The sequence below is a fragment of the Actinopolyspora sabaoui genome, assembly GCF_051225635.1.
GTDB lineage: Bacteria > Actinomycetota > Actinomycetes > Mycobacteriales > Pseudonocardiaceae > Actinopolyspora.
Genome location: NZ_JBMIHH010000006.1, coordinates 1 through 25,078, shown reverse-complemented (window position 1 = coordinate 25,078; position 25,078 = coordinate 1). Strand labels below are relative to the sequence as shown.

The 25,078-nt window shown below is 68.8% G+C and carries 29 protein-coding genes and 1 tRNA gene; 18 read left to right on the top strand and 12 right to left on the bottom strand.

The window, feature by feature from the left end; translation table 11 throughout:
* Window positions 1-189: 189 nt before the first annotated feature.
* Window positions 190-474, top strand: a complete 285-nt coding sequence (locus tag ACOQFL_RS12520; protein WP_435544319.1) for a hypothetical protein — start codon at window positions 190-192, stop codon at window positions 472-474.
* A gap of 121 nt (window positions 475-595) precedes the next feature.
* On the opposite strand, the gene ACOQFL_RS12515 is transcribed toward ACOQFL_RS12520, so the two are convergent.
* The 3 genes from ACOQFL_RS12515 to ACOQFL_RS12505 form a co-directional block, all read right to left on the bottom strand.
* Window positions 596-2,878 (bottom strand): ATP-dependent DNA helicase, encoded by a 2,283-nt coding sequence (locus ACOQFL_RS12515; protein ID WP_435544318.1) that lies wholly within the window; start codon window positions 2,876-2,878, stop codon window positions 596-598.
* 218 nt (window positions 2,879-3,096) lie between these two features.
* Window positions 3,097-3,657 carry a nicotinamidase gene (locus ACOQFL_RS12510; RefSeq protein WP_435544317.1) on the bottom strand — a complete coding sequence of 187 codons (561 nt, stop codon included), beginning with the start codon at window positions 3,655-3,657 and terminating at the stop codon, window positions 3,097-3,099.
* Between the two features lie 120 nt (window positions 3,658-3,777).
* Complete coding sequence (locus ACOQFL_RS12505) at window positions 3,778-5,079, bottom strand: nicotinate phosphoribosyltransferase (RefSeq protein WP_435544316.1); 1,302 nt, start codon at window positions 5,077-5,079, stop codon at window positions 3,778-3,780.
* Between the two features lie 73 nt (window positions 5,080-5,152).
* On the opposite strand from ACOQFL_RS12505, the gene clpS reads away from it, so the two are divergent.
* From clpS to ACOQFL_RS12440, 13 genes are all read left to right on the top strand, one after another.
* Window positions 5,153-5,446 carry an ATP-dependent Clp protease adapter ClpS gene (gene clpS / locus ACOQFL_RS12500; protein WP_092929481.1) on the top strand — a complete coding sequence of 98 codons (294 nt, stop codon included), beginning with the start codon at window positions 5,153-5,155 and terminating at the stop codon, window positions 5,444-5,446.
* Between the two features lie 16 nt (window positions 5,447-5,462).
* Window positions 5,463-6,026 (top strand): DUF2017 domain-containing protein, encoded by a 564-nt coding sequence (locus tag ACOQFL_RS12495; RefSeq protein WP_435544315.1) that lies wholly within the window; start codon window positions 5,463-5,465, stop codon window positions 6,024-6,026.
* Window positions 6,027-6,223: 197 nt separating this feature from the next.
* Window positions 6,224-7,279: a P1 family peptidase gene (locus ACOQFL_RS12490; RefSeq protein WP_435544314.1), complete on the top strand. Its 1,056-nt coding sequence runs from the start codon at window positions 6,224-6,226 to the stop codon at window positions 7,277-7,279.
* A 91-nt stretch (window positions 7,280-7,370) separates the two neighbouring features.
* The gene (locus tag ACOQFL_RS12485; RefSeq protein ID WP_092632748.1) at window positions 7,371-7,826 is read left to right on the top strand and encodes a M67 family metallopeptidase; all 456 of its coding nucleotides are present in this window, start codon (window positions 7,371-7,373) and stop codon (window positions 7,824-7,826) included.
* 76 nt (window positions 7,827-7,902) lie between these two features.
* Complete coding sequence (locus tag ACOQFL_RS12480; RefSeq protein WP_435544313.1) at window positions 7,903-8,181, top strand: MoaD/ThiS family protein; 279 nt, start codon at window positions 7,903-7,905, stop codon at window positions 8,179-8,181.
* A 29-nt stretch (window positions 8,182-8,210) separates the two neighbouring features.
* On the top strand, window positions 8,211-9,161 hold the full coding sequence (locus ACOQFL_RS12475) for a PLP-dependent cysteine synthase family protein (RefSeq protein WP_435544312.1): 951 nt from the start codon (window positions 8,211-8,213) through the stop codon (window positions 9,159-9,161).
* 178 nt (window positions 9,162-9,339) lie between these two features.
* Window positions 9,340-9,981 (top strand): rhomboid family intramembrane serine protease, encoded by a 642-nt coding sequence (locus ACOQFL_RS12470; RefSeq protein WP_435544680.1) that lies wholly within the window; start codon window positions 9,340-9,342, stop codon window positions 9,979-9,981.
* A complete protein-coding gene (gene murI, locus ACOQFL_RS12465) occupies window positions 9,978-10,802 on the top strand; it encodes a glutamate racemase (RefSeq protein WP_435544311.1) in 825 nt (274 codons plus the stop codon). Before ACOQFL_RS12470 ends, murI begins: the two co-directional genes overlap by 4 nt.
* Window positions 10,799-11,569, top strand: a complete 771-nt coding sequence (locus ACOQFL_RS12460) for an MBL fold metallo-hydrolase (protein WP_435544310.1) — start codon at window positions 10,799-10,801, stop codon at window positions 11,567-11,569. The genes murI and ACOQFL_RS12460 overlap by 4 nt, the downstream gene beginning before the upstream one ends.
* 220 nt (window positions 11,570-11,789) lie before the next feature.
* On the top strand, window positions 11,790-12,209 hold the full coding sequence (locus ACOQFL_RS12455; protein WP_435544309.1) for an Imm1 family immunity protein: 420 nt from the start codon (window positions 11,790-11,792) through the stop codon (window positions 12,207-12,209).
* A 116-nt stretch (window positions 12,210-12,325) separates the two neighbouring features.
* Window positions 12,326-13,081 carry a ribonuclease PH gene (rph, locus tag ACOQFL_RS12450; protein ID WP_435544308.1) on the top strand — a complete coding sequence of 252 codons (756 nt, stop codon included), beginning with the start codon at window positions 12,326-12,328 and terminating at the stop codon, window positions 13,079-13,081.
* On the top strand, window positions 13,078-13,683 hold the full coding sequence (gene rdgB, locus ACOQFL_RS12445; protein ID WP_435544307.1) for an RdgB/HAM1 family non-canonical purine NTP pyrophosphatase: 606 nt from the start codon (window positions 13,078-13,080) through the stop codon (window positions 13,681-13,683). Before rph ends, rdgB begins: the two co-directional genes overlap by 4 nt.
* 182 nt (window positions 13,684-13,865) lie before the next feature.
* Window positions 13,866-14,624 (top strand): sulfite exporter TauE/SafE family protein, encoded by a 759-nt coding sequence (locus ACOQFL_RS12440; protein WP_435544306.1) that lies wholly within the window; start codon window positions 13,866-13,868, stop codon window positions 14,622-14,624.
* A 313-nt stretch (window positions 14,625-14,937) separates the two neighbouring features.
* Here the strand turns inward: ACOQFL_RS12440 and bcp are convergent, their stop codons facing one another.
* Both bcp and ACOQFL_RS12430 read right to left on the bottom strand, forming a co-directional pair.
* Complete coding sequence (gene bcp, locus ACOQFL_RS12435; protein WP_435544305.1) at window positions 14,938-15,405, bottom strand: thioredoxin-dependent thiol peroxidase; 468 nt, start codon at window positions 15,403-15,405, stop codon at window positions 14,938-14,940.
* Window positions 15,406-15,432: 27 nt separating this feature from the next.
* On the bottom strand, window positions 15,433-15,600 hold the full coding sequence (locus ACOQFL_RS12430; protein WP_435544304.1) for a hypothetical protein: 168 nt from the start codon (window positions 15,598-15,600) through the stop codon (window positions 15,433-15,435).
* Window positions 15,601-15,841: 241 nt separating this feature from the next.
* On the opposite strand from ACOQFL_RS12430, the gene ACOQFL_RS12425 reads away from it, so the two are divergent.
* The 3 genes from ACOQFL_RS12425 (at window position 15,842) to ACOQFL_RS12415 (ending at window position 18,753) form a co-directional block, all read left to right on the top strand.
* A complete protein-coding gene (locus ACOQFL_RS12425; protein ID WP_435544303.1) occupies window positions 15,842-17,575 on the top strand; it encodes a pyruvate dehydrogenase in 1,734 nt (577 codons plus the stop codon).
* Between the two features lie 137 nt (window positions 17,576-17,712).
* Complete coding sequence (locus tag ACOQFL_RS12420; RefSeq protein WP_435544302.1) at window positions 17,713-18,561, top strand: helix-turn-helix domain-containing protein; 849 nt, start codon at window positions 17,713-17,715, stop codon at window positions 18,559-18,561.
* Window positions 18,562-18,753: a DUF397 domain-containing protein gene (locus ACOQFL_RS12415; protein ID WP_435544301.1), complete on the top strand. Its 192-nt coding sequence runs from the start codon at window positions 18,562-18,564 to the stop codon at window positions 18,751-18,753.
* A 209-nt stretch (window positions 18,754-18,962) separates the two neighbouring features.
* Here the strand turns inward: ACOQFL_RS12415 and ACOQFL_RS12410 are convergent, their stop codons facing one another.
* From ACOQFL_RS12410 to ACOQFL_RS12400, 3 genes are all read right to left on the bottom strand, one after another.
* The gene (locus tag ACOQFL_RS12410) at window positions 18,963-20,690 is read right to left on the bottom strand and encodes a PH domain-containing protein (protein WP_435544300.1); all 1,728 of its coding nucleotides are present in this window, start codon (window positions 20,688-20,690) and stop codon (window positions 18,963-18,965) included.
* Entirely contained in the window at window positions 20,687-21,199 is a 513-nt protein-coding gene (locus ACOQFL_RS12405; protein ID WP_435544679.1) for a PH domain-containing protein, read from the bottom strand. The genes ACOQFL_RS12410 and ACOQFL_RS12405 overlap by 4 nt, the downstream gene beginning before the upstream one ends.
* A gap of 280 nt (window positions 21,200-21,479) precedes the next feature.
* Window positions 21,480-21,553, bottom strand: a tRNA-Leu gene (locus ACOQFL_RS12400).
* Window positions 21,554-21,759: 206 nt separating this feature from the next.
* Here ACOQFL_RS12400 and ACOQFL_RS12395 point away from each other — a divergent pair.
* Window positions 21,760-21,981, top strand: a complete 222-nt coding sequence (locus tag ACOQFL_RS12395; RefSeq protein WP_435544299.1) for a DUF3618 domain-containing protein — start codon at window positions 21,760-21,762, stop codon at window positions 21,979-21,981.
* A 135-nt stretch (window positions 21,982-22,116) separates the two neighbouring features.
* On the opposite strand, the gene ACOQFL_RS12390 is transcribed toward ACOQFL_RS12395, so the two are convergent.
* The 4 genes from ACOQFL_RS12390 to ACOQFL_RS12375 all read right to left on the bottom strand — a co-directional run bounded on the left by ACOQFL_RS12390 (window position 22,117) and on the right by ACOQFL_RS12375 (window position 25,015).
* On the bottom strand, window positions 22,117-22,731 hold the full coding sequence (locus ACOQFL_RS12390; RefSeq protein WP_435544678.1) for a TetR/AcrR family transcriptional regulator: 615 nt from the start codon (window positions 22,729-22,731) through the stop codon (window positions 22,117-22,119).
* A 151-nt stretch (window positions 22,732-22,882) separates the two neighbouring features.
* On the bottom strand, window positions 22,883-23,203 hold the full coding sequence (locus tag ACOQFL_RS12385; protein ID WP_435544298.1) for a hypothetical protein: 321 nt from the start codon (window positions 23,201-23,203) through the stop codon (window positions 22,883-22,885).
* 119 nt (window positions 23,204-23,322) lie between these two features.
* The gene (locus tag ACOQFL_RS12380; RefSeq protein WP_435544297.1) at window positions 23,323-23,910 is read right to left on the bottom strand and encodes a nucleotidyltransferase family protein; all 588 of its coding nucleotides are present in this window, start codon (window positions 23,908-23,910) and stop codon (window positions 23,323-23,325) included.
* Window positions 23,903-25,015 (bottom strand): XdhC family protein, encoded by a 1,113-nt coding sequence (locus ACOQFL_RS12375; protein ID WP_435544296.1) that lies wholly within the window; start codon window positions 25,013-25,015, stop codon window positions 23,903-23,905. The genes ACOQFL_RS12380 and ACOQFL_RS12375 overlap by 8 nt, the downstream gene beginning before the upstream one ends.
* Window positions 25,016-25,078 lie beyond the last annotated feature (63 nt).

Below are 25,078 nucleotides of genomic sequence, written 5' to 3'. Positions count from 1 at the left end.
TGTCGATTTCGCGCGGAATCGACACCCCTGACCGTGAAGCAGCACACATGCCGCTCCGGTGTGGCGGTCCCGGCGGGTTTACGAAAGCTCAAACCGGAAATCCGGGGGGTGGCCCGAAAAGTGCCCGGCTCCCCAGGTATCGGCTGTCCCCAGCCGTGGCGGAGCGGGCGTGATCCGAAAGGTGGCGCCATGCTTTCGATGCTGCGTAAGTACGGAGTGGACTCGGACAAGATGTTCGTGGCGGGGGTGGCCTCGATACTCTTCTCGATCACCTCCTGGGGTGCTTCCCGGGGGCTGCAAGGGGAGCACCTGGCGCGAGCGGACAGGTGGGGAATTTTCATCGGGGAGTGGGCCCCCACGTTCTTCGCGCTCGGCGCGGCGATGCGCGTGGAGGAGTACGCCCATCCGGAGGTGCCCGAGCAGTCCGAACGTCAGCACGAACGTGGCACGACTTTTTCCGAGGCCGGCAGGTGAACCGCCCCCGTAGCGGAGTTCGGGAATCGGACTCCGCTACGGGAAAGCGCCGAGCCGGGTTCGCCGCCCGGCGCCCGCCCCAGCCCGAGGACCCCAGCCCGAGGACCCCGCTCTTTTCCGGCTATCTCGCGGCCTCGTCCAGGCGCCGTAGCGCGCCGCGCACCACATCCGGGCTCTCGGTGTTCCAGAACGGCGGCAGCGAGGCACGCAGGAATCCGCCGTAGCGTGCCGTGCTCAACCGGGGATCCAGTATCGCGATGACCCCTCGGTCGCCCGCCGAGCGCAGCAGCCTGCCCGCACCCTGCGCCAGCAGTAGCGCGGCGTGCGTTCCCGCCACTGTGATGAAACCGTTGCCCCCGCGTGCCGATATCGCCTGTTGCCGAGCCGAGGCGAGCGGATCGTCCGGTCGGGGGAACGGGATGCGGTCCATCACCACCAACTGCAACGACTGCCCGGGAACGTCCACGCCCTGCCACAGCGACAACGTGCCGAACAGGCTGGTGGCCGGATCCTTGGCGAACGAGCCGACCAGCTGCGAGGTGCTGTCCTCCCCCTGGCACAGCACCGGAGTGGACAGTCGTTCCCGCAGCTGTTCACTGGCCTGCCGCGCGGCGCGCATCGACGAGAACAGGCCCAGGGTCCGCCCGCCCGCCGCTGTCACCAGTTCGGTGAGCTCGTCCAGATAGGCATCCGGGAGACCGTCCCGCCCGGGTTTCGGCAGGTGTCGCGCCACGTAGAGGATGCCGCTGCGCGGGTAGTCGAACGGTGATCCCACGTCGAGCCCCACCCAGCTCGGTTCCGACTCGTCCGAGGGCGGCTCCTGCGCGGTCGCGGTGTCGGTGGCCGGTCTCGCCTCCCGCTGCGGCGGCAACCCCCACTGCGAGGCCAACGTGTCGAACGAACCCCCCAATGCCAGCGTGGCCGAGGTCAGCACCGTGGTGCGCTGCCCGAACAGCCGCTCCCGCAGCAGCCCACCGACTCCCAGCGGCGCCACCTGCAACGAGGGAGGCCGGTTGTTCTCCGCACTGATCCAGATCACGTCCCGTCGGTCCTGCTCCGGTTCCTCGAACGCGTCCAGCAGCCGGATCGCCGTGTCCTGGATCTCCTGGGTGGGCGCCAGCGCCAGTTTGCGTGCGCTGCCCGACTCCACGTCCTCGCGCTGTTCGGGCCCCAGCGCGTTCACGCAGGCTGCCGCCGCGTCGCGTATCCCGGACAGTGCGGCGGACAGTTGGCGGGACGGCTCGCCCAGCCGACCTGGCTCGGCCTCGCCCAACACGAATTCGAGTCCCTCACCGGCCTCGTTGAGCCGATCCGCGATCTCCTCCTCCACGGCGCGCCCGCACTTGCGGGCCGCCTGCTTGATCGCGTTGCCCGACAGCTCGCCCCCGGCGGCCGTGGTGACCCGGTCGACCAGGTCGTGCGCCTCGTCCACGACCACCATGTCGTGCTCCGGCAGCACAGGTCGGTCGTCGAGCGCGTCGATGGCCAGCAGCGCGTGATTGGTCACCACGATGTCGGCGCGTCCGGCCTCGTTGCGGGCCTGCTCGGCGAAGCAGTCCGAGCCCACCGGGCAGCGGTGCGCGCCGAGACATTCGTTGCCGGTGACCGACACCTGCCGCCAGGCCCGTTCCGAGACGCCGGGCACGAGTTCGTCGCGATCCCCGGTCTCGGTGTCCGAGGCCCAGTCGTGCACCCGTCGTACCTCGCGCTCCAGCGAGGACGCGGCGAAAGCGTCGAAAAGTGCCCCTTCGTCCGGCTCGTCGGGGGCGTTGCCGTGTATCCGGTTCAGGCACAGGTAGTTGCGCCTGCCCTTGAGGATCGCGAACGTGGGCCTTCGCCCCAGTGACTCCGCGAGCGCGTCCGCCAGCCGTGGCAGGTCGCGGTCCACCAGTTGACGCTGCAGCGCGATCGTCGCGGTGGAAACCACCACGGTGGTGTGGGCGGTGACCGCGTGGCGGATGGCTGGGACCAGATAGGCGAGTGACTTGCCCGTGCCGGTGCCCGCCTGTACCGCGAGGTGTTCGCCGGAGGCGATCGCGTTGTCGACGGCCTGGGCCATCGCGGTCTGGCCGTCCCGTTCGCTGCCGCCGACGGCCTCCACCGCGACGGAGAGCAATGTGGACAGATCAGCGGGTTCGACGTCGGTCCGGTTCCCGGCGGCCGCCGTCCCCGTGCTTCGCGTCGCGCTGCTTTTCGCCGCCCCGGAACCCTTATCGGCCCGTTGCCCCGACCTGCCCGTGGTCGTCCCGTTCGTGAGGTCACGCTGCTTCATCTCACCGGGTGATTCCACGGTGAGGGCCTCGGGACTCGAATCCGCGTTCGACGTCAGCTCCGGAGGCAGCTCTTCGGTACCATCGGGCTCGAAAACGTCGGGAACGGACCAGTTCGGAACGGATGCCGGCACGTTCACCGACGTTACCGCAGCGCGTCACGGGCATCGCAGCCGTCCGCCCGGGGGACGTTCGACGTCCGTTCCGGACGCTCGTGACCGGTGTCCGCGAGTCGACGGATCCCGTGAGGCTGCCGCCGTGGGCCCGGGGCCTCGACCCACACGCCGTGGGCCGAGCGTTCGAGTGGCCGCTGCCCGAAGGCCGAGTCCCCCCGTGAGTCCTGCTGGGCGTCTTACTGGCCACGAACCACTGGTTCACCCGTCAGCTCGACCCCGGCCTCGCGAAGCTGCCGCAGCGCCTCGTGCACGGTCCCCGCCGAGACGCCGGCGGTCAGTCCCAGCAGCACCCGGGTGTCGAATCCGGCGTCGGCCGAGTCCAGCGCGGTGGCACGCACACAGTGGTCGGTGGCCAGCCCGACCACGTTGACCTTCCGCACACCCCGCGCGGCCAGCCAGTCCGCCAGACCGTTGCCCTCGAAACCGGAGTATCCGTGGCTGTACTGCCCCTTGGAGAACACCGCGTCGATCGGGGCCACGTCCAGTTCGGGGTGGAAGGCGGCCCCGGAAGATCCCGCCACGCAGTGCACCGGCCAGGAGGTCACGAAGTCGGGCTCGTCCGAGAAGTGTTCCCCCGGGTCGATGTGGTAGTCACGAGTCGCCACCACGTGCTCGTGGTCCGACTCCGCCAGCAGCCGGGAGATCGCGGCCGCCGTTTCCGAGCCACCCTCGACCGCCAGCGCGCCGCCCTCGCAGAAGTCGTTCTGCACGTCGACGACGATCAACGCCTTGGCCATCCCGTACCTCCAACAGCCTCGTCCCATGAACAGCCCCGTCACACGAACAGCCCAGTCCCATGAACAGCCCCGCCGCAGCAAAGCTGTGCCGCGCCGCTCGTTCGCCCCCCGTCGGGCGGGTCAGAAGTTCTCGAACACCGTGGGAATCGCTGGTTCGCCCGCCGAGAGCTTGAGCCCCTCCCAGGGCAGACTCACCAGCGCGTGCCGTAGGCGTTGCCTATTGTCCTCCAGCCCCGGGAGGTTCTCGACCCGTTCGCCACCGCGGACCAACGGCAGCTGCACGAACCTGTCGTACGGGCCCGCCTCCGGTGGCTCGGTGCCGGGGCTGTTGCGGTGAACCACTTCCTCCAGCGCGGTTCCGGTGGGTTTGTGTCTGCGCAGCGCGTTCTTGCTGCCGCCGCGTGACTCCTTGTGCGAGCTGCGCTTGACCACCGGACGACCGTCCACCTCGGCCAGTTTGTAGACCATCCCGCAGGTGGGGTAGCCGGAACCGGTCACCAGCGAGGTGCCGACGCCGTAGACGTCCACCGGTTCGGCGCGCAGCGAAGCGATGGCGAACTCGTCGAGGTCACCGGACACCACGATCCGCGTCCCGGTTGCCCCCAGCGAATCGAGTTGTTCCCTGGCCTGCCTGGCCAGCACCCCCACGTCCCCGGAGTCGATGCGTACCGCGCCGAGGTCCGTACCGGCCACCTCCACCGCGGTACGGATCCCCTCGGTGATGTCGTAGGTGTCCACCAGCAGGGTGGTGTCCGCCCCCAGGGCGGCGACCTGCGACTCGAACGCCTCGCGCTCGCTGTCGTGCAGCATCGTGAACGCGTGCGCCGAGGTGCCCGCGGTGGGAATCCCGTACCTGGCTCCGGCCAGCAGGTTCGACGTGGCGGTGAACCCGGCCAGATAGGCGGCACGCGCCGAGGCGACCGCCGACTCCTCGTGAGTGCGCCGGGAACCCATCTCGATGATGCGTCTGCCGTTGGCGGCCGAGGCCATGCGCGTGGCCGCCGCCACGATCGCACTGTCGTGGTTGAGGATCGAAAGGACCACCGTCTCCAACAGCACCGCCTCGGCGAAGGTCCCGCTGACCGTCAACAGCGGCGACCCGGGGAAATAAAGCTCCCCCTCCGGGTAGCCGTCGATGTCACCGGTGAACCGGAAGTTCGCCAGCCACTCCAGGGTGCGCCGGTCACAGACCCGGTCGCGTTCCAGGACCTCCAGTACTCGCTCGTCGAACCGGAAGTTCTCCACCGCTTCGATCAGCCGCTCCACCCCGCCGACCACCCCGTAGCGGCGGCCGTCCGGCAGGCGCCTGGTGAACACCTCGAACACGCAGTTCCGGTGTGCGGTGCCGTCGCGCAGGGCGCTGCTGAGCATGGTCAGTTCGTAGTGGTCGGTGCGCAGCGCTGTACTGGCTGGATCGGTCATGCCCGCGAGATTACGTGTCGGCCGGAGCCGCGTGGGCGGCCGTCGCCCGCGGCCATCGTGTGAGAATGGACGTATGACCACGCCCGCCGAAGTCGAAAGTGCGCAGGCCGAACCGGAGGAGGCCGCGAGCGAGGAACGTCCCTGGGTGGCCGTCGTGTGGAACGATCCGGTCAACCTCATGTCCTACGTGACCTACGTACTCCAGAAGATCTTCGGCTACAGCAAGGAGCACGCCACCAAGCTCATGCTGGATGTGCACAACAAGGGCCGGGCCGTGGTCTCCTCCGGCTCCAAGGAAAAGGTGGAGGGCGACGTGGCGAAACTGCACGCCGCGGGGCTCTGGGCCACCATGCAGCACGACTCGTGAACGGGCAGCGAATCCAGTGCAGGATTGGACACGTGACAACGGCAGGCTGGTGACCGAGCTCGAACCGAACGAGGCCGCGGTGATCCGGGGACTCGTCGGTGAGATCAGGGACATGCTCACCGCCCGAGCCGACCAGGCGCCGCAGGACGAACTCGCCGAGCTGACCGGGATGCGCGCCGGGCCGAGCACACCCCCGGAGGAAAGCGTCCTCGCCAGGCTGCTGCCCGACTTCATCCGGCCGGAACGGGACAGCTTCGAACCGGAGGCCGAAAGCTCCGACACAGCCGGTGCGCTGCGCTCACTGCACGAGCCCGAGCTGATCGAGCACAAGAGCGGGGTGGCCGCCACCGTGCTCGACACCTGTCCCGAGCGAGGCGGCGGGGTCTCGTTGACCGAGGACCAGGCCGACAGCTGGCTCTCGGCGCTCAACGACGTGCGGTTGGCGCTCGGTACCGCGCTCGGGGTCTCCGAGGAGGTTCCCGAGGATCCCCCCGAGGACCAGCTGCAACGCGAGCACTACTACGTCTACCAGTGGTTGACCTGGGTACAGGAGAGCCTGATCCAGGCGCTCGCTTCCTGAGTGGTCGAGCTGACCGACCCCCTCCGGCTCGGTTGCCGCGGGTCGAGTCGGCGCCTCGCGGCGTTGTGGCGAGTCGAGGAAGTGAGCACGGTCCGAAACGACGGATCTCGTGCGGTGCCGCGTGTCGGGAGGCGTAGGGACCCGCCGTTCGCGGGGATGCTCGCGTTCGATCCCTCCGGTCGTCGAGGATGACGCACATGGTCGATTCGCTTCCCGGCGCGGGACCCAACAACGCGATCACCGACATCGCAGGTGTCACGGTCGGTCACCAGCGACGGTTGGACGAACGGTGGGCCACCGGGAGCACAGCGGTGCTCACGCCTGCCGGGGCCGCCGGTGCCGTGGACGTTCGCGGCGCCGGTCCGGGCACCAGGGAGACCGACGTGCTGGCCCCCGAGAACCTGGTGCGACGGGTGCACGGGATCGTGCTCGGCGGCGGCAGCGCCTACGGGCTCTCGGCCGCCGACGGCGTGATGCGTTGGCTGGCCGAACGCGGTCACGGCGTGTCCGTAGGCCCCACCCCGCACGAGGTCGTGCCCGTGGTGCCCGCCGCGGTGCTGTTCGATCTGCCCATGAGCGACTGGGGCAGACGTCCCGACGCCACCTTCGGCTACGCCGCGTGCGAAGCGCGGACCGCGGGCCATCCGGGCTCCGGGAACGTCGGCGCGGGTACGGGGGCAGTGGCGGGGGCGATCAAAGGTGGCCTCGGCACCGCGAGTTCGGTACTGGCCGACGGGACCAGGGTCGGCGCGCTGATGGCGGTCAACCCCTCGGGAACCGTGATCGACCCGGAAAGCGGTCTGCCGTGGGCCCTCGACAGCGGCCTCGAAGGTGAGTTCGACCTGCCGCGCCCCTCCCCGGAAACCGTCGGTTCAGCGGCGCGGCGCACCGCACGCCCCGACCGCGCGGGCAACGAGATCACCCCGCTCAACACCACGATCGGGGTCGTGGCCACCGACGCCGATTTCGGCAAGTCGGAGTGCCGCAGGATCGCGGTCGCGGCCCACGACGGACTGGCCAGGGCGATACGCCCGGCTCACGGCATGACCGACGGGGACACGGTTTTCGCGCTGGCCACAGGTGAACGCGCCACCCCCTCGGCGGGTGAACCCCCTTGGTTGGCGGCGTTGGACGAGGTGTGCACGGCGGCGGCGCGGGTGACCGCCCGGGCGATCGTGCACGCCGTGCTCGCGGCGGAATCGGTGGGTGCTGTGCCCTGTTACACGCGTCTTTACCATCCCGAACGGGAATGAATCATGGTCGAATGTCGTTTCGACCGATGAACGACCGGTCACCGGGTTCACATTGTGGGACCACGGTGAATCACCCCGTAGGATGGTGGCTGTGCTGGTGATCCGACGCGACCTCGTGGATGCGATGGTTGCGCATGCTCGACGGGACCACCCGGATGAGGCGTGTGGTGTTGTGGCGGGACCCGAGGGGTCGGACCGCCCGGAGCGAATGATCGAGATGATCAACGCCGAACGTTCGCCGACGTTCTACAGGTTCGACTCCACCGAGCAACTGCAGGTCTGGCGAGCCATGGATGCCGCCGACGAGGAGCCGGTGGTCATCTACCACTCGCACACCGCGACCGAGGCGTATCCCTCGCGGACCGATGTCTCGTACGCCTCGGAACCCAACGCGCACTACGTGCTCGTGTCCACCAGGGACCCGCACGAATACGAGCTGCGCTCCTACCGCATCGTCGACGGCGTCGTCACCGAGGAGCCGGTGGAGGTCGTCGAGTCCTACATGTTCGCCCACACCGGCGGCGACGACATCCCCGACCTAGGCTGAGCCCCGCGTCGTGCGATCACGCACGAGGCGGCTGTCGGGTGGATTTGCGAAATTTCGTGTAGTAGGAGGTTGCGTCATGGCAGTCAACGTTTCGATCCCGACGATCCTGCGTAGTCACACCGACGGGCAGAAGTCGGTGCAGGCCGACGGAGGCACGGTCGCGGAGGTCATCAACGATCTGGACTCGCGGCACAGCGGCCTGAAGGATCGGCTGGTCAAGGACGGTGGACTGCACCGCTTCGTCAACGTTTACGTCAACGACGAGGACGTCCGGTTCGTGGGTGGTCTGGAAGCCACCGTCACCGACGGTGACAGCCTGACGATCCTGCCTGCCGTCGCCGGTGGCATGCGCTGAAGCATTCACCTCTCGGGGAGGAGGTAGACGTGGCTCGCTACGACTCGTTGCTCGACACCCTGGGCGACACGCCGCTGGTGGGGCTTCCCGCCCTCTCACCCGCACGCGACGTGCGGCTGTGGGCGAAGCTGGAGGACCGCAACCCGACGGGATCGGTCAAGGACAGGCCCGCACTGGCGATGATCGAGGCCGCCGAGAAGGAAGGGACCCTCACCCAGGGCTGCACCATTCTCGAGCCCACATCCGGGAACACCGGCATCTCGCTGGCCATGGCCGCTTCGCTGAAGGGCTACGGGCTGGTGTGCGTCATGCCGGAGAACACCTCCGAGGAACGCAGGCAGATCCTGCAGGCGTACGGAGCCCGGATCGTCTCCTCCCCGGCCGAAGGTGGTTCCAACCAGGCCGTGGCCGTGGCGAAACAACTCGCGGAGCAGAACCCGGACTGGGTGATGCTCTACCAGTACGGCAACTCGGCCAACGCCGAGGCCCACTACCGGGGGACCGGTCCCGAGATTCTGCGCGACCTGCCCGGCGTGACCCACTTCGTGGCCGGGCTGGGCACCACGGGAACGCTGGTGGGCGTCGGCCGTTATCTGCACGAGCAGAACCCCGGCACCCAGATCGTCGCCGCCGAGCCGCGCTACGGTGAGCTGGTCTACGGACTTCGCAACCTGGACGAGGGATTCGTCCCCGAACTCTACGACGCCGACGTGCTCAACCGGCGGTTCTCCGTCGGCTCCTACGACGCGCTGCGCCGTACCCGGCAGCTGCTGGAGTCCGAGGGGATCTTCGCGGGAATCTCCACCGGGGCGGTGCTGCACGCGGCGCTGACCGTGGGCGAACGAGCCGCCGCGACGGGGGAGTCCGCCGAGATCGTCTTCCTGGTGGCCGACGCGGGGTGGAAGTACCTTTCCACCGGTGCCTACAGCGGCACCCTGGACGAGGCGGCACAGCGGCTGGACGGCCAGCTCTGGGCCTGATCGAAGTTTTCCGGTGGGGTTGTCGGGTCGCTCGGTCGGGCGGGACCTCCCGCGGGCTCTCGCCGCGGGTGACCCGACATCGGATGATTCCCGAGCTGGTGAGTCCGCTTCGGCTCGGCGTAGGCTCGGCGGTGTGAGTTCACCGCCCGGAGGACCGAGCCGAGCACCCAAACCACGCGTGATACCACGGCACCCCGCACGTGCGGCGCTGATCATGCTGGGCATCGTGGCCCTGCTCTACCTGCTGGAACTGATCGACCAGCTGTTCTTCCAGACCGGCGTCATGAGCCCGCGCGTCACCGGACTGGACGCGAACGGCATCCAGCCCCGGGAGCTCGACGGGTTGGACGGGATCGTCTGGTCGCCGTTCCTGCATCTCGGGTTCGAGCACCTGATGCTGAACACCGTTCCGCTGCTGGTGCTCGGCTGGCTGTGCATGGCGGGTGGGCTGCGCCAGTTCGTCGCGGTGACCCTGGTGGTGCTGCTGGTCGGCGGGTTGGGGACCTGGCTGACCGGGCAGGACGGAACCACCCACCTCGGCGCCTCCGGCATCGCCTTCGGCTGGCTGCTCTTCCTGCTCGTGCGGGGCTTTTTCAACCGCAGCGCGGGCCAGATCCTCGTCGCGGTGGTGCTGTTCGTCTACTGGGGCGGCATGTTGTGGGGTGTGCTCCCCGGCGGACAGGGGCACGTCTCCTGGCAGGCGCACCTGTTCGGCGCGCTGGGCGGTGTGCTGGCCGCCTGGCTGGTCCGCCGCGGTGACCGGACGCACACAGCGCGGTACGCGCGAGGTGACGACCTACCGGGCAGACTCGGATCGTGACCCAAGCACCGATCGGGATCTTCGACTCCGGCGTGGGCGGTCTGACCGTCGCCCGCGCGATCATGGACCGGCTGCCCGCCGAGCGGCTGCGTTACGTGGGCGACACCGCCAACGCCCCCTACGGCCCCCTGCCGCTCCGCAGCGTGCGGGAGCACGCGTTGTCGGTGGCCGACTCCCTCGTCGAAGAGGGCGTGAAAATGCTGGTCATCGCCTGCAACACCGCCTCCTCGGCCTGCCTGCGCGACGCGAGGGAGCGCTACGACATACCGGTCGTGGAGGTTGTACTGCCCGCCGCGCGACAGGCGGCCGCCACCACCCGCAACGGCAGGGTGGGGGTGATCGGCACCAGCGCCACCGTCAGGTCGCGCGCCTACGAGGACGCCTTAGCCGCCGTCCCGGACGTGACGCCGTATCCCGTGGCCTGCCCGCGGTTGGTGAACTTCGTGGAGCGGGGCACCGTCTCGGGACGCCAGATCCTGGGGCTGCTGCAGAGCTACCTGGAGCCGCTGCAGCGGGCCGACGTCGACACCCTCGTCCTCGGCTGCACGCACTATCCGTTGCTCAGCGGGGTGTTGCGGATCGTCATGGGGGAGCAGGTGACGCTGGTCTCCAGCGCCGAGGAGAGTGCCGGGGAGGTCGCCCGCGTGCTGACCGAGCGTGACTCGTTGGCGGAACCGCTCGATCCCGCCGCCACCCCCGACCACGAGTTCCGGGCGACCGGATCACCCGAGCCGTTCGCCAAACTCGCCAGGCGTTTTCTCGGGCCGTCCGTCACATCCGATGTTGTGTCGCCTCCGGACGTGTCACGCTCGACCGCGTGAAGCTGACGATTCTCGGATGTTCCGGCAGCATTCCCGGACCCGACGCGCCCGCCTCGGGGTATCTGGTGGAGTCCGGCGACACCAGGATTCTGCTCGACCTGGGTAATGGCACGCTCGGCACGTTGCAGCGCTTCGTCGACCCGTTCACGCCGGAGGCGTTGCTGCTGTCACACCTGCACCCGGACCACTGCGCCGACTTCGGTGCGCTGACCGTGCTGCGCCGCTACCACCCCGCGCCGCCGTACGACCCGGCCGAGCGGAAGCTGACCGTCCACGCCCCGGCGGAGGCCCCGGAACGACTCGCCGCGCTGTACGCGCCGAACGCCGCCGAACGGGCCGGTGCCGATCTCTCGGACGTGTTCGACTTCGCCCCGATGCCCGAGACGCCGCTGCGGTTGGGGCCCTTCGAGATCAGCGCCTTCCCCGTGCACCACGTGTGCCCCAGCTGGGGATTCCGGATCGCGGCCGAGGGGCGTGTGCTGGCCTACACCGCCGACACCGGGCCCTGCGAGGAGCTCACCGAGCTGGCGCGGGACGCCGACGTGCTGCTGGCGGAGGCGTCCTGGCCGGACTCGCCGGAACGACCCGAGGGGCTGCACCTGTCCGGCAAGCAGGCCGCGGAGCTGGCCAATAACGCCTCGGCGCGGCGGCTGCTGCTCACTCACCTGCAGCCCTGGTCCGACCACGCCGCGATCCTGGCCGAGGCGCGCGAGCACACCGCCGTTTCCACCGAGCTGGTCACCACCGCCGCCCAGTACGCGGTCTGAACGTCTGAACGCGGGCGGCGGGACTCCGCCGAGACGAGTCTCGGGGGTGCCCACCCGGCGGAATCGCGCGCGGGCCGACGAGCGGGAAGGAACGGTACCGGGCGGCGACACGGCTTCCTCGGACGGTCGGGACTCCTCCCAGGTGCCCGTCCTGGGGCCCTCGGGGGAGTGGAATACTGCGGACGTCAGTGTTCGTGACCGTTCGCAGTGGAGGATCTCCGTGACGATCACCGCCGTGTGGCCGATCGATTCGCCCGAGGACGCCAACAGCGGCGACGGGGTCACACTGACCGAGCCCGACGAGATCGACGGGCTGCTCACCAGGTTGGCGGAGCCGAACGCGGGGGTCGCCACGGTCTGGCACGAGTCCCGCGAACTCGCCGATGACGACGAGGGGATGCCCGACCACGATGTGTGCGTGGCGGTGCGGGATGGTTACGGCTACCTGAGCTACATCGACGTGGAGCACGACCTCGCCGTTCCGGAGGGTGAGCCCGCCGCGCCGGCACTGCACGGTGGTGACGTCGAGTTCCCCGAAGGTAGTGGGGTGCCGTTGGACACGCTGGCCGAGGCGTTGCGGGAGTTCCTGCGCACCGCGCAGCGCCCCGAGTCCGTGAGCTGGCGCACCGTCGCCGAGTGAGGGAACTCCTTCGAGCCGCGCACGCCGTCCGCGATCGCGGGGTGTGAATCTCCTGTTCCTCCGAGTGGAACCGCCGCCTTCCGGCAGGCACGGGAAGACGTTCTAGGGTGGGGCGCGTGGCAAGAGCTGATGGCAGGAGCGACGAAGCGCTCCGGGACGTACGTATCACCCGCGGGTATCAGGACTGGCCCGCCGGATCGGTGCTGGTCGAATTCGGACGTACGCGGGTGCTGTGTGCGGCCAGCGTGCAGGAGGGCGTGCCGCGCTGGCGTACCGGTTCGGGCCTGGGTTGGGTGACGGCCGAGTACGCGATGCTTCCCTCGGCCACCAACACGCGCGGCGTGCGCGAGTCGGTCAAGGGCAAGATCGGGGGACGTACCCACGAGATCAGCAGGCTCGTGGGGCGGTCGCTGCGCAGCTGCATAGACATGAGCGCGCTCGGCGAGAACACCATCACGCTGGACTGCGACGTGATCCAGGCCGACGGCGGTACCCGCACCGCCGCGATCACCGGCGCCTACGTCGCGCTGGCCGACTCCGTCACCTGGTTGCGCGCCGCCAAACGCCTCTCCGATCCCAAACCGCTCTCCTGCGCGGTCTCGGCGGTCAGCGTCGGTGTGGTCGACGGGAAGGTACGGCTGGACCTGCCCTACGAGGAGGACTCCCGCGCCGAGGTCGACATGAACGTCGTCGCCACCGACCACGGAACCTTCGTGGAGGTGCAGGGAACCGGCGAGGGCGCCACGTTCCCCAGGTCCACACTGGACAAGATGTTGGACATGGCTCTGGCGGGCTCGACACGGCTGTGCGAGCTGCAGTCCGAGGCGTTGGCCGAGCCGTATCCGGGCAAACTTCCGGGGAGCGCCGCATGAGCAAGCTGCTGCTCGCCACCCGCAACGCCGCGAAGCTGGCCGAACTGCGGCGGATTCTCGACGACGCGGGCGTGGCCGGTCTGCACGTGATCGGCCTCGACGACGTGCCCGAGTTCCCGGAGGCCCCCGAGACCGGGGCCACCTTCGAGGCCAACGCGGTGGCCAAGGCGGTCGACGCGGCGCGCGCCACCGGGCTTCCCGCCGTGGCCGACGACTCCGGGTTGGCGGTGGACGCGCTCAACGGGATGCCCGGAGTGCTCTCGGCACGTTGGGCAGGTGGGCACGGGGACGACCGGGCCAACCTGGACCTGGTGCTGGCCCAGCTCGGCGACGTGCCGGACGAGCGCCGTGGTGCGGCGTTCGTGGCGGCGGCCGCACTGGTGACGCCGGAGGGCTCCGAGACCGTGGTGCGCGGCACCTGGCCCGGTAGTCTGATCCGCGAACCGCGCGGTTCCAACGGTTTCGGCTACGACCCGATCTTCGTTCCGGAGGGGGAGACCCGCACCTCGGCCGAGCTCTCCGCCGCCGAGAAGGACGCGGACTCGCACCGGGGCAGGGCGCTGCGCGAGCTGCTGCCGCACCTGCGGAAGCTGGTCTCGTAGCGGTCGGCCTCCCGGTCGGACGTCCCGCACCCCTCGGTGTCTCGACAGGCGATCCCGCGGCGGTTCACTGCAGCCCGGTGGGGGCCGTTCGAGAGAGCCACCCGGCGAATCTTGCACGGCCCACGAGTGGCGAGTGTCTCCCCGGGCTGAGCTGAGCGGAGCGCGGCGGCTAGGTTTCCGGCGTGCTTCCCGAATGGCTCGAACTGTCGCTGCTGGTGCTCGTCGGATTCCTCTCTGGCGGTGTCAACGCCGTGGCGGGCGGGGGCTCCCTGCTGGTCTTTCCCGCCTTGCTCGGCACCGGGCTGTCCCCGCTGGCCGCCAACGTGACCAACGCGGTGGCGCAGGGGCCGGGCTTCATCGGCGCGGCGCTCGGTCAGCGGCGTGATCTGGTTCGTAACGGCGGCAGACTGCTGCCGACCTCGATCGCGGCGGTGCTCGGCTCGGTGGGCGGCTGCGCCCTGCTGCTCATCCTGCCCGGGTCGGTGTTCGACGCGGTGGTCCCGGCGCTGGTGGGGCTGTCGGCGGTATTGATGGCGTTCCAGAACCGCATCCGCTCCTGGCTGGGAAATCCCGATCAGCACGGCCCCGATCGGACGGTGCTGCTCACCGCCGGGATCCTGCTCGCCTCGGTCTACGGTGGTTACTTCGGCGGCGCTCGCAGCGTGATCCTGGTGGTCGTCCTGGTGCTTACGGCCAACGCCGAGCTCAGGATCCTCAACGCGGCCAAGAACTGGCTGAGCCTGCTCGGCAGCGCGGTCACGCTGGTGATCTACGCGCTGCTCGCACCGGTGGACTGGGCGGCTGTGCTGTCGCTGATCCCCAGCACGCTGCTGGGCGGCTATCTGGGAGGAAAGGTCGCGCGTCGCCTCCCGCCGATGGTGCTGCGCTGGTCGGTCGTGGTGATCGCCGCCGCCGTGGCGATCTACCTGGCGGTGGACTAGGAGCGGTTTCCGGTGGAGTGAGCTGTTGGGATGGTCGCTCGGGCCGCGTGAGTGGGTGTTTCGGCGCTCTCGCGCAGCAGGCGCGGCGATTTCGCGAGAAATTGACGCCGCCCCGGATCAAGGGGACGCTGCCCGGATCAAGGACGCCGACCGAACCGGGCGCGTGTCGGGCCCGCGCCGGGAACGGGCCCCACCTCGTCGGTTCGACCGAATAGCTTCCGACGGGATTCACGGTTCGACGCGGTCCTCGCCCAGCCCGACCGCCCGATGCGGCCCGTCGCGCGGGGATGGTCGTTTCACCGTGAGTTTCCCGTCAGACTCCGATCTCGCGCCGCAGCCGGTCGACGTGCCCGGTGGCCTTGACGTTGTACCACGCCTGCGCCACCTTGCCGTCCGGATCGACCACGAACGTCGAGCGGATAACGCCCTGCACGGTCTTGCCGTAGTTCTGCTTCTCGCCGTAGGCGCCCCACTCGGTCATGACCTCGTGGCCCGGGTCGGAGAGCAACGGGAAGGTCAGCCCCTCGGCCTCGCGGAACTCGGCCAGCTTGGCCGGTTTGTCGGGCGAGATCCCCAGCACCGCGAAACCGGCGCCCTCCAGCTCGGCGAGGCTGTCCCGGAAGTCGCAGGCCTCCTTGGTGCACCCCGGGGTACCGGCGGCCGGGTAGAAGTACACGACCACCGATTTCCCGCGGTAATCGGAGAGGGTCACGGAGTTGTCATCGGCATCGGACAGAGTGAAGTCGGGGGCGGTGTCGCCCGTCGAGAGTTTCGCTGTCATGCCCCGACGCTAGCCGATGCCGTTCGGCTACGGACGCGGTGTGGTTGTTGTGGAAACCATCGGCGACGTCGATTCCGCCGTCGGTTGTTCGGAGCGGAACACATCGGCATTGGCCATGATGGCGCCGAACCAGAGTCCGGCGACCGCCGAAGCGGTCACCGCGATAGCGGAGAGGGTGTAACCGCGGACGTTCACCACTTTCCTTTCCCGAGATCATCTTGCTGGGTCGCCGATGAGATCGCTCGAGAAGTGGACAACGTTACTCGTATCCCCCGAATGGGTGAGTGCGTTGGGTGAGAGCCGGGTCTCGGCTCTTTCGAGTTGCGTCCGGTCAACCGGGCGGTGAGGCTCGCTGACTGGAGCCCGTAGCGCGGTGCCACCGGTTGGGGAGTACCCGTCGGGCACGGTTATCCCCGTAGGTCTCGTTGGAGCAGCCATGTCGACAGTGGCCGATCAGTTCATCGAGGTGCTCGTCGAGGCCGGTGTCCGACGGATCTACGGCATCGTGGGAGACAGTCTCAACCCGATCGTCGACGCGGTCCGACGCACCGACGGCATCGAGTGGGTCCACGTACGCCACGAGGAGAGCGCCGCGTTCGCGGCGGCCGCCGAGGCGCAGCTCACCGGCGGGTTGGCAGTCTGCGCGGGCAGCTGCGGCCCCGGCAACCTGCATCTGATCAACGGGCTGTTCGACGCGCACCGCAGCGGTGCTCCCGTGCTGGCACTGGCCTCGCAGATCCCCTCGGCCCAGATCGGCACCGGCTTCTTCCAGGAAACCCACCCGGAACGGATGTTCAACGAGTGCAGCCATCTCTGCGAGGTGCTTTCCCAACCGGAACAGATGCCCAGGCTGCTGCGCAGCGCGTTGCAGACGGCGGCGGGAAGCCGAGGTGTCTCGGTGCTGGTGCTGCCCGGGGACGTGGCGCAGCGTACGGCGGTCAATCCGGTTCGCCAGGGAATGGTGCACTGTCAGCCGCCGACCGTGGTCCCACCCGAGTCCCAGCTGCGCGAGCTGGCCCGCGCGCTCAACTCGGCGGAGCGGGTCATGCTCTTCTGCGGTGTCGGAACCCGCCACGCGCACGACGAGGTGATGCGACTGGCCGAGACGGTCAAATCGCCGGTGGGGCACGCGCTGCGGGGCAAGGAGTGGATCCAGTACGACAATCCGTACGACGTCGGGATGAGCGGGTTGCTCGGCTACGGTGCCTGCCACGAGGCCATGCATCGGGCCGACCTCGTGGTGTTGCTCGGAACCGACTTCCCCTACGACGACTTCCTGCCGCAGGCCAACACCGTGCAGGTCGACATCGAACCCGCGCACCTCGCCCGCCGCACCGTGCTGGACGTCGCCGTCCAGGGCGACGTCGCCGAGACCATCCGGGCGGTGCTGCCGCATCTCGACACCAAGACCGACAGGTCCTTCCTGGACCAGATGCTGCGCGAACACGCCGAGACGCTGGAACGCGTGGTGGATGCCTACACCAAGGACGTCGACAAGCAGGTTCCCATCCACCCCGAATACGTCACCGACGTGCTCGACGACCTCGCGGACGAGGACGCGGTGTTCACAGTGGACACCGGAATGTGCAACGTCTGGTCGGCCCGGTACATCACCCCCAACGGCGAACGCAGGATGCTCGGTTCGTTCATCCACGGCTCGATGGCCAACGCGCTGCCGCACGCGATCGGGGCGCAACTGGCCGACGGGAACCGGCAGGTCGTCGCCATGGCCGGTGACGGCGGACTGGCCATGTTGCTCGGGGAACTGTTGACCCTGCGCACGCAGCAGCTGCCCGTGAAAGTGGTGCTGTTCAACAACGCCTCGCTGGGCATGGTGAAGCTGGAGATGCTCGTGGACGGCATGCCCGACTTCGGTACCGACCACGATCCGGTGGACTTCGCCGCGTTGGTCAGTGCGCTGGGGATGTACTCCGTGCGAGTGCAGCGGCCCGAGGAGGTCCGGGTCGCCCTGCGGGACGCGCTGTCGCATCCGGGACCCGCGGTGGTCGACGTGGTCACCGACCCCAACGCGCTTTCCATCCCGCCCCACATCACCGGCAGTCAGGTCAAAGGATTCGCGCTCGCCGTGAGCAGGACGGTGCTGGCCGGTGGTGTCGGAAAGATGGTCCGGCTGGCACGCAGCAATCTGCGCAACATCCCGAAACCGTGAACGGATGCCCTCCCGTTCGGCCGGTCGGCCACCCCACCGGATGACGCCGTCGGACTGCTTCGTTCGGAAGTGCGTCGCCGAGTCGTTCGTGCGCCAGTGTGGTGACGCTGCGAGATCGGACGGCGCAGACTGGGGACATGACAGTGAGCCCGACGGTGCGGCGCCGCAGATTGGCGGCCGAACTCCGCAGGCTGCGTGCCGTTCGTGAAGTCACTCAGCAGCAGGCCGCGCAGTATCTCGGCTGTACCCAGGCGAAAATAGGCCGTTTCGAAACCGCCAAGCGCACCCCCACGGTGCGGGACGTCACCGCGTTGCTGGATTTCTACGGTGTCGAGGGAGACGCGCGGCAGCAGTTGCTCGAACTGACCCGTGACGCCCGTGCGCGTGGCTGGTGGCAGGCCTACGGCGACGTGCTGCCCGAGTGGTACGAGAACTACATCGGGCTGGAGGCCGAGGCCGAGACGATCGAAACGTACGAGCCCGATGCCGTGCCCGGTCTGTTGCAGACCGAGGATTACGCCCACGCCATTACCGAGGCGACTCTTATCGACGCCGACGAGCACGACATCCGGCGCCGGGCCGAGCTGCGACTACGGCGACAGCAACGACTCACCGGCGACGAACCGCTCCGGCTCTGGGCGGTGATCGGTGAGGCCGCGCTGCGCAGGAGGGCGGGCGGCGCACGAGTACTGCGTGAACAGCTCGAACACCTGCTGCGCATGGCCGAGCACGAGCACATCACGTTGCAGGTCATGCCACTGGACACCGATGCGCATCCCGCGCAGGTGGGGCCGTTCGTGATGCTGCGCTACGCCAGTGCTGCCGATCCCGATGTGGTGTATGTGGAGACGCATGTGGGCGGATGGTCCCTCGAAAGGGAGAACGAACTGTCGAACTATCAAGCCATGATGGATCATTTACGTGCACACGCCGCCGATCCGGAGGAATCGTCGCGCGTGATTCAGGCACGAATAGGGGAGTTGTAGATGAGCGAACTCTTGTCATGGCGTAGTAGTAGCCGAACCCAGGGGCAGGGGCAATGTGTCGAGGTCGGTTTCGCGAAAACCGCTGTGTGGGTGCGTGACAGCAAGAATCCGCCCGCCGGGCAGCTCTCGGTAGGCATGCGGCAATGGGACTCGTTCCTGAGCATGCTCAAGGATGAGTCCCGCCGGAGCTGATCCCGTCCTGGTGAGGGAGAGGGTCCCCCGCCCGATGGGGCACGGTGCGGTGGTTTCCGCCCCGAGATCGTCGGTAAATGCGATTTCGTCTCGGGTTTCGTGTCGCGCGGGTGGGGTTCCGTGACGTTTTGAGCGAAGAATCGCGCGTCAACGGGTGCTGTGGCTTTTCGGGATTTTCGATGCGCCGCGCCATATGAAAAATTTTCGTACTACTGGGTGGTTTCGCTTCCACTTTCGTGGGGCACCTCGTTCGGCGGGCTCGTCGAACCCCGAGCGGATTCCGAATTCTTTTCCAGAAAGGGTTCGAGCAGGCCCGGCACACAGCGTTCGGCGAATGCCAGACCCTGCTCCGCTCCCGCGTCGCGAACGTAGTAACAGCCGTCCCCCGCCGCGGTGGTGGCACCCACGGTGAGCAGGCCGGTAAGTCGTTGTACCGGGGACTGGCTGATGCGCCAACCGATGATCCCCTCTCGTTGCAGCAGTACGGTGCGTTTGACTCCGGTGCCGTAGCGGCTGACCAGATACTCGTCGCGGTGGCCGTGTCCCAGATTGCGATAGGCGTCCCCGGCGAAAGCCGCTGCCGGGAACCCGGCCAACAGCGGCACCAGCCAACTCCACCACGGGATCACTTCGGTGCGTGCCGCGGCCACCGCGAACGCGACCGAGGCCGCGACCACCGGAAGCAGCGCTCGCGTCAGCCGCCGCCGCAGTGCGGCACGCGGGTGTGCACCCAGCGGGTTCCCGTGGTCGAGCGACTCGGAGCGCTGCAGCACCCGCGCGCCGATTCGAGCCGCGACACCGCGCGGTGCCGGAGGAAGTAGCGCCTTGTTGTCCGAGCGCCCCCCGGTCGCGCCCTCTCCGAGCCCGGTGGCCACGGCGGTGAGCCTGCTACCACCGGCCCACCGCAGCAGCAGCGGCTCGGCCAGTTCCACCCCGCGCAGCCTGCGCCGTTCCAGCGAGACGGCGCGGGTCGTGAGCAGTCCCCGCCTCGTTCGGAGCGTGGTGTCGCCTTCCCCGGTGAGGCGGAACCCCCACCACATTTCGACGGACAGTGCCAGCGCCCCCAGCAGGCCACCGAGCAGGACCGTCACCACGGCCGAGGCGATCACCAACCACACGGGGACCTGGGTCCACACCGACACCGCCTTGTCGGAGAGCCAATCGGTCGCGGTGTCGGAAACCCAGAGCGCGCGGAACACGTCGCCGAGGGTGCTCATCGCGGAACCGAGCGCTGCCCAGGTGACCAGCAGCAGGGAAGCGGTCAGCGTGCTGTAGAGGTACCAGCTCGGGCGCATCCGGGCCAATTCCGAGCCGGGCTCCCACTCGACGGTTCCGGAAGGGCTGGTTCCGGAGTCGTCGGTCCCGCTCGCCGGGCCGGTTCGAGGTCGCAGCAACAGTTCACGCAGGTGCTCCGCCCGGGCCGTGGGTAGCGCGTCCAGCTTGAGATCACCGTCGCTGCCGGACTGCCTGCCGGTGCCGATCTTCACCACCGAGATGCCGAGCAGCCGGTGCGCCACCGGAGCGGTCAGATCGACGCTGCGGATGCGTTCCCGAGGGATGGAACTGAAACTCCGCGAGATGTTGCCCTGACGCAGCTCGAACCGTTCGTCGGTAACCCGGAACCGGGTGAAGTACCAGTGCAGCCAGGAGCCCAGCGTGGTGAGCAGGACGATGAGCAGCCAGACGCCCGCCGTGCCCAACGCGCGTGAGGAGTTGTCGCGGGAAAGCGCCATCACCCCCACGACCGGAAACATCGGCGCGATGACCAGCACTGTCGAAGCGAGAATGGCTTTCGGATCGAGCCGTTGCCAGGTCTCCGACGACTCCGGTAATCCCGATGCGGTGCCGGTGGAGGATTCGGCAGCTGGGTGCTCGTCGGTTGGGTGCTCGTCGGTTGAGTGTTCGCCGGTCGGGTGCTCGTCGGATGGTTCGCTCATGTGGCATCACCCGGAGTGGCCTGCGTGGTTCTGGTGAGCCGTTCCGCGAGTTCCGCGGCCACATCCCGTTCCAACCCGTCGATGCTCAGCGGTCCCGCGGCGGATGCGGTGGTGACGGTGACGCTGGAGAGCCCGAGCGCGCGTTGCAACGGCCCCCTCGCGGTGTCCACGGTCTGGATCCGCGACATCGGGGCCACTCGCCATTCCCGACTCAACCAGCCCGCGGCCGTGTACACGGCCGAATCGGTGGTTTCCCAGCGGTGCACCCGGTAGCGCCACCATGGCATCACCGCGACATAGCCGATTCCGAGCACGCCGCACACGATCAGGGCGATCACCAGCCACTGGCGGGCAGCGGGCAGCCACCAGGCCGCCCCGCCCAGTGCCAGCAGCAGTACGGCCACTCGGGAGAGGGCCTGGCAGCTCCACCAGAGCACGGCCTTGCGGGCGACCCGGTGTCGCGGTGGCCGCAGCCGCACACCACCGGCGGTACCGCCGACGTCGATCATCGCCACCTCCGTGGAGCTCGTGGTCTCCCACATTCTGGCAGGGGAGTCATCAGCCGAAGTGGGGCGACCGTTCCCGTACGGAAACGGTGATCCGTGCGGAGGACGCTTCCCGACTCACCGTGTTCCCGGCCCGCTGCCGGTTTCGTTCTCCGGACAATCCGCGGGGCGACTTCCGTTGTGTGCACGTGTGGTGTGAGGGCCCACACGCCGGGGAAACCGTCGGGAAGTTCCACCGGAGCGGTCGCGAGTGGAGAAGGAGCACAGCGGAAGCGCGGGAGAGTGAGGCCGGCGGGACTCGAACCCGCACTGGCTAGGACCTAAACCTAGTGCCTCTGCCAATTGGGCTACGGCCTCTCGCGAGTCAGGATACCGATCCACGACGTCGCGTGACGGGCAGGTCCGGGTTCGGTCGTTCCGCGACACGGGCAGCTCCACCACCCGCTGGTGCTGTGGTGTGATCTACGGTGTGCACAGCCAGAGTGCCCGAGCCGGGAGTACGCTCCCCGGGCGCGCGTAGAGCTCACCCGAGGCCGAGACCCCGGCAAGTACGAGGAGGACAGGTGGCCCGCGATCCCGACGCCATCCAGCGCGACATCGAAAAGACTCGTGAGGCGCTCGCAGCTTCGCTGGACGAGCTGGAAACCAAGGCCAACCCCACACGCGCCGTCGAGGTGGGCAAAGCCACCGTGCGGGAGAAACTGGAGGATCCCCGGATCCGCTACGCACTGATCGGCGCGGGCGCGCTCACGGCGGTTCTGGTGCTGCGCAAGTTGCTGCGCTGAAGGTCCCTGCCGAGGCAAGCCGGCCGCCGTCCGACCGGCTTGCGGGCACGGCGGGGTAGGCGCTGCGAGTCCACGAGACGGTGACTCTCGTGCCAGTGGCCGAGGAGGGGGAGCAGGCCGTTTCCGCGCGGAGTACTAAGGATTCCGGTGCAGTAGCGGCAGCAGTGCCTCGCGCAACAGTCGATTCACGAAGGGCTGATCCAGCGGTTCCCCGGTCAACATCAGTCGGTGGATCAACGCGGCTCCGGCGAGTTCCACCACGGTGTCCACCGGGGCGTGCTCACTCGTCTCACCCCGTTCGACACCGCGGTCGATGATGTTGCGCAGCACGTCGCGCTGCGGCAGCAGGAAGGAGTCCCGGAAGGCAGCGGCCAGTTCCGGCTCGTGCGGCAGCTCGCCGACGAGTGCCTGCGCGCCCTTACCGACCGGGCCGCTGAGGAACTCCGCGAACGCGCTGAGGAACTCGCGCAGATCGCTTTCCATCGAGCCGTTGTCCGGCTGCGGGATGTTCCGCCGCGCCAGCTGGGTGCAGGTGTCGATGACCAGTTCGAGTTTGGACTCCCAGCGACGATAGATGGTGGCTTTGCCCGCCCGCGCCTGCGCCGCCACCGCGTCCATGGTCAACGCGCGGTAGCCGACCTCGGCCAGCACTTCGAGGGCGGCGTCGCGCAACGCGGCGTCGCGTGTGGCATCCCGCGGCCTGCCCCTCGCCGGCGCGGCCCCCGTGTCAGGGGAGCGGCTGCCGCCCACGGGATGCTCGGATTCCCAATCGTGGTCGATCGGTGTGTTCACGGGCAGTCATCCTAGTAGTAGGCCTTCGCCGACCCGGTTCGCCGCCGTGCTACACCGAGCACACCGGCCGGGTGACGCCGGTGGAGCTCGTTCGGTCCGCACCCGACGTTCAGACGGGATAGCCGCCGGGATTCTGCTGTGCCGCCGCGGCGGCCGCCTGCTGCGCGGCGGCCCGAGTGGCCTCATCGGACAGTCCGTGTCTGGCCTGCAAGTAGGCGATGCTGAAGGCGAAACCGTCGCCGTCCAGTAAGTGGATGACCACGCGTCCGGCCGAATTGGGCGCCAGCTGCTCGATCAGCTGGTCGGCCTGGACCCTTGCCGCGATCAGCCCCGGCGCACGCGCGCTGCGTGATTCCCAGTCGGAAGAGACGTGCACCACCCAATCGTCCCCGTCGGGCAGGTAATTGGCTGTGATGTGCCCTTGAGCCATGATGCCTCCGCGTCCAGCATGCTCAATCATCGCCGTGAACTCGCGCGTTCCGGCCGAAGGGCGGCCGCATTGGGCGTGGATCGGCACGGTCACTCACGCGTGGTCATTGACTCTACGGGTTATCCCCCGTTCAGGTCTTCCGGGCTGTCGATATCGAAAGCCTCGGCCACGTCCTCACAAGCCACGAGCGTTACTTCACGGGATCGCAGATAGTCCCGTGCTCCCCGGTCCCCCCGGGCGGCGTCGCGTACTCCGTCCCAGTGCATCCTGCCCAACAGCACCGGATGGCCGCGCTCGCCGTGGTAACCGGCGGCCGCGAGCGCGCCCGGAGCGGCGTATTCCGAGACTCGCCGTACCGCGAATTCCGAAATTCCCGGCATGTCCACCGGAAGAATGAGAGCACTCGTCACATCGGAAGAGCGTTCCGAATCGCGCAGTGTGGTCAACCCCGTCCGCAACGACGAACCCATTCCACTGCGCCAGTCCGGATTGGTCACCGGCATCGCCCCGGCGAGGTCGGCGGTTTCCCTGATCCGCTCCGCGGCGGCGCCGAGGATTACCAGCACCGGTTCACACCCCGCCGCGCGCAGCACGGACACGGCCCGCTCCACCAGCAGCGAGCCGTGATAGCGAACCAGCGCCTTGGGCATGCCGAACCTGCGGCCCTCACCCGCCGCCAGCACCACGCCCGCCACCCGCTCAGGCAACGTGGATCGGCCCGCTGGTGTGTGTCAACGGATGCGCACTGCCGTGGTTGTGCAGCGCCACGATCTCCGCCGCGATGGCGACCGCCGTCTCCTCGGGGGTCCGACCACCGAGGTCGAGCCCGATGGGGGCGCGGAGTCGTTCCAGTTCCGATGCGGTCACTCCCGCCGCACGCAACCGATCCACCCGATCGGCATGGGTGCGACGGGAACCGAGCGCACCGACGTAGCACGCCGGGCCGCGCAGCGCCTCCCGAAGCACCGGTACGTCGAACTTCGCGTCGTGGGTGAGCACGCAGACAACGCTACGTCGATCCGTGGTGATCTCGGCCAGGTACTCGTGCGGCCAGCGCACCACCACCTCGTCCGCCTCCGGGAAGCGCCGCCGCGTGGCGAACACCGGACGGGCGTCGCACACCGTCACGTGGTAACCGAGGAACTTGCCCATCCGTGCCAGCGCCGCGGCGTGGTCGATGGCACCGAACACCAGCATGCGCGGTGGGGTGTTCCACGACTCGACGAACATGGGGTGCTCGTGCCCACCGGAGACGCACAGCTGCCTGATTCCGGAAGTGTTCCGGCCGAGCATCGCCCTCACCTCGGCCACCACGGTCCCGTCCAGCTCGGCGTCCCCGGTGCCGCCCGCGTGCTCGTCGGTTCCCACCGACAGCGTCCGTCCGGAGTCGAGCAGCCGCGCCACCGCGACGGGAAGACCACGCTGGGCCGAGCGCAGCGCCCAGGCGAGTGCCGCGATCGTGCCGTCCGTTCCCGACGCCTCCGTGTCGGGCTCGCCGTCGGGGTCGACCGGATGCAGGTAGACGTCCAGCTGTCCGCCGCAGGTGAGACCCACCGCGAACGGATCGTCCGGATCCGGGTCGAACGAGGTCCGCACCGGCTCGCCGTCGGCCAGCGCTTCGAGGGCCAACGAGTGCACCGCCCCCTCCACGCAGCCGCCCGAGAGGCTGCCCAGCACCGTCCCGTCGGCGTGCACCGCGGCGGTCGCTCCCACATCACGGGGCGCGCTGCCGCGCACTCCCACGATCGAGGCGAGCACGAACCGTTCGCCCGCTTCCAGCCATCGCAGCAGTTCGTCGCCGATCTCGCGCATACCAGCCACCTCTCGAGCGGATCGAAAGCGGGCGAACCCGACGTCGGGCCGCGGGGCGGTGTG

Coding starts and splice junctions, on each gene's coding strand:
- ACOQFL_RS12520 (WP_435544319.1), top strand. CDS start 190: ATGCTTTCGATGCTGCGTAAGTACGGAGTGGACTCGGACAAGATGTTC.
- ACOQFL_RS12510 (WP_435544317.1), bottom strand. CDS start 3,657: ATGGCCAAGGCGTTGATCGTCGTCGACGTGCAGAACGACTTCTGCGAG.
- ACOQFL_RS12505 (WP_435544316.1), bottom strand. CDS start 5,079: ATGACCGATCCAGCCAGTACAGCGCTGCGCACCGACCACTACGAACTG.
- clpS (WP_092929481.1), top strand. CDS start 5,153: ATGACCACGCCCGCCGAAGTCGAAAGTGCGCAGGCCGAACCGGAGGAG.
- ACOQFL_RS12490 (WP_435544314.1), top strand. CDS start 6,224: ATGGTCGATTCGCTTCCCGGCGCGGGACCCAACAACGCGATCACCGAC.
- ACOQFL_RS12480 (WP_435544313.1), top strand. CDS start 7,903: ATGGCAGTCAACGTTTCGATCCCGACGATCCTGCGTAGTCACACCGAC.
- rdgB (WP_435544307.1), top strand. CDS start 13,078: ATGAGCAAGCTGCTGCTCGCCACCCGCAACGCCGCGAAGCTGGCCGAA.
- bcp (WP_435544305.1), bottom strand. CDS start 15,405: ATGACAGCGAAACTCTCGACGGGCGACACCGCCCCCGACTTCACTCTG.
- ACOQFL_RS12425 (WP_435544303.1), top strand. CDS start 15,842: ATGTCGACAGTGGCCGATCAGTTCATCGAGGTGCTCGTCGAGGCCGGT.
- ACOQFL_RS12420 (WP_435544302.1), top strand. CDS start 17,713: ATGACAGTGAGCCCGACGGTGCGGCGCCGCAGATTGGCGGCCGAACTC.
- ACOQFL_RS12415 (WP_435544301.1), top strand. CDS start 18,562: ATGAGCGAACTCTTGTCATGGCGTAGTAGTAGCCGAACCCAGGGGCAG.
- ACOQFL_RS12410 (WP_435544300.1), bottom strand. CDS start 20,690: ATGAGCGAACCATCCGACGAGCACCCGACCGGCGAACACTCAACCGAC.
- ACOQFL_RS12405 (WP_435544679.1), bottom strand. CDS start 21,199: ATGATCGACGTCGGCGGTACCGCCGGTGGTGTGCGGCTGCGGCCACCG.
- ACOQFL_RS12385 (WP_435544298.1), bottom strand. CDS start 23,203: ATGGCTCAAGGGCACATCACAGCCAATTACCTGCCCGACGGGGACGAT.
- ACOQFL_RS12375 (WP_435544296.1), bottom strand. CDS start 25,015: ATGCGCGAGATCGGCGACGAACTGCTGCGATGGCTGGAAGCGGGCGAA.